5 protein-coding genes and 1 pseudogene are annotated in these 6215 nt (G+C 60.4%); 5 read left to right on the forward strand and 1 reads right to left on the reverse strand.

Features of this window, described 5'->3' with window-relative positions; all coding sequences use genetic code 11:
* From carA to AB4Z11_RS22340, 4 genes are all read left to right on the forward strand, one after another.
* The coding region (carA, locus tag AB4Z11_RS22325; protein ID WP_442027746.1) for a glutamine-hydrolyzing carbamoyl-phosphate synthase small subunit at positions 1-841 on the forward strand (841 nt) is incomplete at its 5' end.
* Positions 842-4060: a carbamoyl-phosphate synthase large subunit gene (gene carB / locus AB4Z11_RS22330; protein ID WP_442027748.1), complete on the forward strand. Its 3219-nt coding sequence runs from the start codon at positions 842-844 to the stop codon at positions 4058-4060.
* Between the two features lie 99 nt (positions 4061-4159).
* Positions 4160-4636 (forward strand): transcription elongation factor GreA, encoded by a 477-nt coding sequence (greA, locus tag AB4Z11_RS22335; protein WP_442027750.1) that lies wholly within the window; start codon positions 4160-4162, stop codon positions 4634-4636.
* A complete protein-coding gene (locus AB4Z11_RS22340) occupies positions 4636-5070 on the forward strand; it encodes a DUF4149 domain-containing protein (RefSeq protein ID WP_442027751.1) in 435 nt (144 codons plus the stop codon). Before greA ends, AB4Z11_RS22340 begins: the two co-directional genes overlap by 1 nt.
* A 73-nt stretch (positions 5071-5143) precedes the next feature.
* Here AB4Z11_RS22340 and yhbY read toward each other — a convergent pair.
* Positions 5144-5455, reverse strand: a pseudogene (yhbY, locus tag AB4Z11_RS22345) (ribosome assembly RNA-binding protein YhbY); the annotation flags it as partial.
* Between the two features lie 52 nt (positions 5456-5507).
* Here yhbY and AB4Z11_RS22350 point away from each other — a divergent pair.
* A complete protein-coding gene (locus tag AB4Z11_RS22350; RefSeq protein ID WP_442027752.1) occupies positions 5508-6155 on the forward strand; it encodes an RlmE family RNA methyltransferase in 648 nt (215 codons plus the stop codon).
* Positions 6156-6215 lie beyond the last annotated feature (60 nt).

The following is a 6215-nucleotide window of genomic DNA, read 5'->3' on the forward strand; positions in this document are numbered from 1 at the left end:
CCTGAAGGCCGAGAACATCGTCGCCATCGCCGGTATCGACACCCGAAAGCTGACCCGCATCCTGCGTGAAAAGGGCGCGCAGGCCGGCGCCATCCTGGTGGGCACGCAAGGCAATGAGCCATCCGTCGCACAAGCCGTTGAGCTGGCGCGCAACTTCCCGGGCCTGAACGGCATGGACCTGGCGAAAGTCGTGTCGGTGCCATCGATCTACGAATGGACCGAAACCGAGTGGGAACTGGGCAAAGGTTACGGCAAAGTCGAGAATCCGAAGTTCCACGTGGTCGCCTATGACTTCGGCGTGAAGCGCAACATCCTGCGTATGCTGGCATCGCGTGGCTGCAAGGTCACCGTGGTTCCTGCGCAGACCAGCGCCGCCGACGTGCTGGCACTGAACCCGGACGGCGTGTTCCTGTCCAACGGTCCTGGCGATCCTGAGCCATGCGATTATGCGATTGCCGCCACCAAGGAATTCCTGGCCAAGAAGATCCCGACCTTCGGTATCTGCCTCGGCCATCAGATCATGGCCCTGGCTTCCGGCGCGAAAACGCTGAAGATGAAGTTCGGCCACCACGGCGCCAACCACCCGGTACAGGACCTGGACAGCAAGAAGGTGATGATCACCTCGCAGAACCACGGCTTCGCTGTGGATGCGGACACGCTGCCTGCCACCTGCCGCGTGACCCACGTGTCGCTGTTCGACGGCTCGCTGCAAGGCTTTGCCCGCACTGACACGCCGGCTTTCTGCTTCCAGGGCCACCCTGAAGCATCGCCCGGCCCGACCGACGTCGCCTACCTGTTTGACCGCTTCATCACCATGATGGAAGCCGCGGAGAAGAAATAAATGCCAAAACGTACAGACATTAAAAGCATCCTGATTATTGGCGCCGGCCCGATCATCATCGGCCAGGCCTGCGAATTCGACTACTCCGGCGCACAGGCCTGCAAGGCCCTGCGTGAAGAAGGCTACAAGGTCATCCTGGTGAACTCCAACCCGGCGACCATCATGACCGACCCGGAAATGGCGGACGTGACCTACATCGAGCCGATCACCTGGCAAGTCGTGGAGCGCATCATCGCCAAGGAAAAGCCGGACGCGATCCTGCCGACCATGGGCGGCCAGACCGCGCTGAACTGCGCGCTGGACCTGCACCGCAACGGCGTGCTGGATAAATACAAGGTCGAACTGATCGGCGCAACGCCGGAAGCCATCGACAAGGCCGAAGACCGCGCCAAGTTCAAGGACGCGATGACCAAGATCGGCCTGGGTTCGGCACGTTCCGGCGTGGCGCACTCGATGGAAGAATCGTGGGCCGTGCAGCGCGAAGTGGGCTTCCCGACCATCATCCGTCCGTCCTTCACCATGGGCGGCAGCGGCGGCGGTATCGCCTACAACGAAGAAGAATTCGAAGCCATCTGCAAACGCGGCCTGGAAGCCTCGCCAACCAATGAGCTGCTGATCGAAGAATCGCTGCTGGGCTGGAAAGAGTACGAGATGGAAGTGGTSCGCGACAMSGCGGACAACTGCATCATCGTSTGCTCGATCGARAACMTSGACCCGATGGGCGTSCACACCGGCGACTCSATCACCGTCGCYCCGGCACAGACTCTGACCGACAAGGAATACCAGATCATGCGTAACGCCTCGCTGGCGGTGCTGCGCGAGATCGGTGTGGACACCGGCGGTTCCAACGTGCAGTTCTCGATCAACCCGAAAGACGGCCGCATGATCGTCATCGAGATGAACCCGCGCGTGTCCCGTTCCTCGGCACTGGCATCGAAAGCCACCGGCTTCCCGATCGCCAAAGTGGCAGCGAAACTGGCCGTGGGCTTCACCCTGGACGAACTGCGCAACGAAATCACCGGCGGCGCTACCCCGGCGTCGTTCGAACCTTCGATCGACTATGTCGTGACCAAGGTGCCGCGCTTCGCCTTCGAAAAATTCCCGGTCGCCGACGACCGCCTGACCACCCAGATGAAGTCCGTGGGTGAAGTGATGGCGATTGGCCGCACCTTCCAGGAATCTTTCCAGAAAGCCCTGCGCGGCCTGGAAGTGGGTGTGGATGGCCTGAACCAGAAAACCACCGACCGCGAAACGCTGGAAGAAGAACTGGGCGAGCCAGGTCCTGAGCGTATCTGGTACGTGGGCGATGCATTTGCGCAGGGCTTCACCCTGGAGGAAGTGCACAACCTGACCAAGATCGACATGTGGTTCCTGATCCAGATCAAGGAGATCGTGGACCTGGAACTGTGGATGGACACCCAGAAGCTGGAAAACATCGACAAGACCACGCTGTTCAAACTGAAACAGAAGGGTTTCTCGGACCGCCGCCTGGCTTACCTGCTGCAGACTACCGATACCGAAATCCGCAACAAGCGCCGCGAACTGGGCATCCGTCCGGTGTACAAGCGCGTCGACACCTGCGCCGCAGAGTTCTCGACCAACACCGCGTACATGTACTCGACCTACGAGGAAGAGTGCGAGTCCAACCCGACCGACAAGAAAAAGATCATGGTGCTGGGCGGTGGCCCGAACCGTATCGGCCAGGGTATCGAATTCGACTACTGCTGCGTGCACGCTGCGCTGGCAATGCGCGAAGACGGCTACGAGACCATCATGGTCAACTGCAATCCTGAAACCGTGTCGACCGACTACGATACCTCCGACCGTCTGTACTTCGAGCCGCTGACGCTGGAAGACGTGCTGGAAATCGTGGACCTGGAAAAGCCGGTCGGCGTGATCGTGCAGTACGGCGGCCAGACCCCGCTGAAACTGGCGCTGGACCTGGAAGCCAACGGCGTGCCGATTGTCGGCACCTCGCCGGACATGATCGACGCCGCCGAAGACCGCGAGCGTTTCCAGAAGCTGCTGCAGGACCTGGAACTGCGTCAGCCGCCTAACCGTACCGCGCGTACCGAAGAAGAAGCGCTGAAGCTGGCGCAGGAAATCGGCTACCCGCTGGTGGTGCGTCCTTCCTACGTGCTGGGCGGCCGTGCGATGGAAATCGTGCACGAGCAGCGCGACCTGGAGCGCTATATGCGCGAAGCGGTGAAGGTGTCGAACGACTCGCCGGTGCTGCTGGACCGCTTCCTGAACGACGCCATCGAGTGCGACGTGGACTGCATCTCCGACGGCGACACCACCTTCATCGGCGGCGTGATGGAACACATCGAACAGGCCGGCGTGCACTCGGGCGACTCCGCCTGCTCGCTGCCGCCTTATTCGCTGTCGCAGGAAACCATCGATGAACTGAAGCGCCAGACTGCGCTGATGGCCAAGGGCCTGAACGTGGTCGGCCTGATGAACGTGCAGTTCGCGATCCAGAAGCAGGACGGCAAGGATGTCGTGTACGTGCTGGAAGTGAACCCGCGCGCCTCGCGTACCGTGCCTTACGTGTCCAAGGCGACCGGCCTGCAGCTGGCCAAGATCGCTGCACGCTGCATGGTCGGCCAGAAGCTGGCGGAGCAGGGCATCACCAAGGAAGTGGTGCCGCCTTACTACAGCGTGAAGGAAGCGGTGTTCCCGTTCGTGAAGTTCCCTGGCGTGGACACCATCCTCGGCCCGGAAATGAAATCGACCGGTGAAGTAATGGGCGTCGGCATGACCTTCGCGGAAGCGTTCGTGAAGTCGCAATTGGGCGCGGGCGTGAAGCTGCCGAAGTCGGGCAAGGTCTTCCTGTCCGTGAAAGCCTCCGACAAGCCGCGCGCCGTGAAAGTGGCGAAGGACCTGGTCGATGCCGGCTTCACCCTGGTGGCGACCAAGGGCACTGCGGCCGTGATCTCGGCGGCCGGTATTCCGGTCACCGCGGTCAACAAGATGTCCGAAGGCCGTCCGCACGTGGTCGACATGATCAAGAACCACGAGATCGCCCTGGTGATCAACACGGTTGAAGAGAAACGTACTGCCATCAACGATTCGCGTAATATCCGTACTTCGTCGCTGGCAGCCCGTGTGACCACCTACACCACGATCGCTGGCGCCGAGGCGGCCGTTGCCGGCATCCGCCATCTGGACGAGTTGCGCGTGTACGATTTACAAGGCCTGCATAAGTCTTTAAACTAAGGTAATGTAAGCAGTACGCAGTAACAACCTAATTACAGAGCCCGCGCTGAAGCATGGCGCGGGCTCTGTGCTTTTTAGCAATTTAACAAGAGACAGAACATGAACACAGTTCCACTGACTAAATTTGGCGCCGAGCTGCTGAAGGAAGAGCTGCACCAGCTGAAGACCAAGGAGCGCCGTATTGTTATCGACGCGATCGCTGAAGCGCGTTCGCACGGCGACCTGTCCGAAAACGCCGAATACGATGCCGCCAAAGAGCGCCAGGCGTTCGTGGAAGGCCGCATCGCGGAACTGGAAGGCAAGCTGAGCTCGGCCCAGATCGTGGACCCGTCCACCCTGGACGCGGAAGGCCGCGTGGTGTTCGCCTCCACCGTGGATCTGGAAGACCTGGATTCCGGCGCGAAAGTGAGCTACCAGATCGTGGGCATCGACGAAGCCGACCTGAAACTGAACAAGGTTTCCGTAACCTCGCCAATCGCCCGCGCCCTGATCGGCAAATACGCCGGCGACGTGGTGGAAGTGCAGGCCCCAAGCGGTCCGCGCGAATACGAAATCCTGGAAGTGCGCTACATTTGATGCTGCTGCCTAAAGTACGCCTGCTGGTCGCTGCCTTGTGGGCCGGCAGCCTGTGGGCGGTCGGCTACCTGGTGGCGCCGACCCTGTTTGCGACACTGAACGACCGCATCTTGGCCGGCACCATTGCCGGCAGCCTGTTCCATGCGGAGGCAATGCTGTCGCTGGGCTGCGGCGTGGCGATGGGGCTGCTGCTGTGGCTGGCAACGCCGGACTGGACGCCGCGCCGCCGCCGCACCGTGCTGCTGCTGATCGTGGCGATGGTGATGTGCACCGTGGTCAGYCATTTTGGCTTGCAGCCGATGATGGCCGAGCTGCGTTCCACCGGCCTGGCCGATGAAGCAGTGAAGAACCGCTTCGGCATGCTGCACGGAATTTCGAGTGTGATTTTCCTGGTGCAAAGCCTGCTGGCCGGCTGGCTGGTCTGGAAGCAGTAACCCTAAAATCGGGTCAGACCCAAGGGTCAGACCCCAGCCCGCTGCCGCCGCGTATCGGGGTCAGACCCTTGGGTCTGACCCCCTTGCCGGACTTGGCAGCAGTCTTCTCGGCATCCTTCTTCGGACGGTACAGCACCAGCAGCTTGCCGATGTGCTGCACAGGCGCCGCATCCAGCTCCGCGCAAATGGTTTCGTACATTTCGATGCGCGCTTCGCGGTCGTCGCCGAAAACGCGGACTTTGATCAGACCGTGGGAATCGAGGCCCAGCTCGATTTCCTTCATGACGGCAGGGGTCAGGCCGGCTTCGCCGACCATCACGATGGGCTTCAGGCCGTGGGCTTCTGCGCGCAGAGCGCTGCGCTCGACAGGAGTCAGGTTCAACATAATTTTTTTGCTAGTTCTCTAGTGGTTCTCTTAAAGGCAGTATTCTACGCTAATGGCTAAGAACAAAATAAACAAAAACTGGTTACACGACCATATCAACGACCCTTACGTGCGCGCCGCCCAGAAGGATGGCTTCCGCGCACGCGCCGCGTACAAGCTGAAAGAGATCGACGAAGACGAGAAGCTGATCAAGCCGGGCCAGGTCATCGTCGACCTCGGCTGCACCCCTGGCTCCTGGGGCCAGTACACCCGCCGCAAGCTGGCGGGCAAGGAAGGCGGCGGCATCCACGGCACCATCATTGGCCTGGACATCCTGCCGATGGAGCCGATCGCCGACATGCACTTCATCCAGGGCGACTTCCGCGAGCAGGAAATCCTGGACCAGCTGGCCGAGGTGCTGCAGGGCCGCAAAGCAGACCTTGTTTTGTCCGACATGGCCCCAAACCTGTCCGGTATCTCGGTCGCGGACGCGGCCCGCATGGAAGATCTTATTGACCTGGCAATTGATTTCTCTCAGCACCACCTGAAACCGGGTGGGGCGCTTTTGGTCAAATGTTTCAAGGATCTGGGATTCAGCCAGATCGTGGAGAAATTCAGGTCGGAATTCAAGACAGTCATTCAGAAAAAACCGAAGGCCAGCCGGGATAAATCCTCAGAAATCTTCTTATTAGGCCGCGGTTTGAAGAATCCGGCCGAATAGATTGCTATTTTGCCCTTGTCTTTACGCGAAAATGCCGCATATTCAGCCAAGGAGCGTGGC

It is taken from the genome of Pseudoduganella sp. RAF53_2, from assembly GCF_052113985.1.
In the GTDB taxonomy this organism is placed as follows: Bacteria; Pseudomonadota; Gammaproteobacteria; order Burkholderiales; family Burkholderiaceae_D; genus Rugamonas.

What these genes read in the sequence shown, in the direction of transcription:
- greA (WP_442027750.1), top strand. Translation starts at nt 4,160, where the DNA reads ATGAACACAGTTCCACTGACTAAATTTGGCGCCGAGCTGCTGAAGGAA.
- AB4Z11_RS22350 (WP_442027752.1), top strand. Translation starts at nt 5,508, where the DNA reads ATGGCTAAGAACAAAATAAACAAAAACTGGTTACACGACCATATCAAC.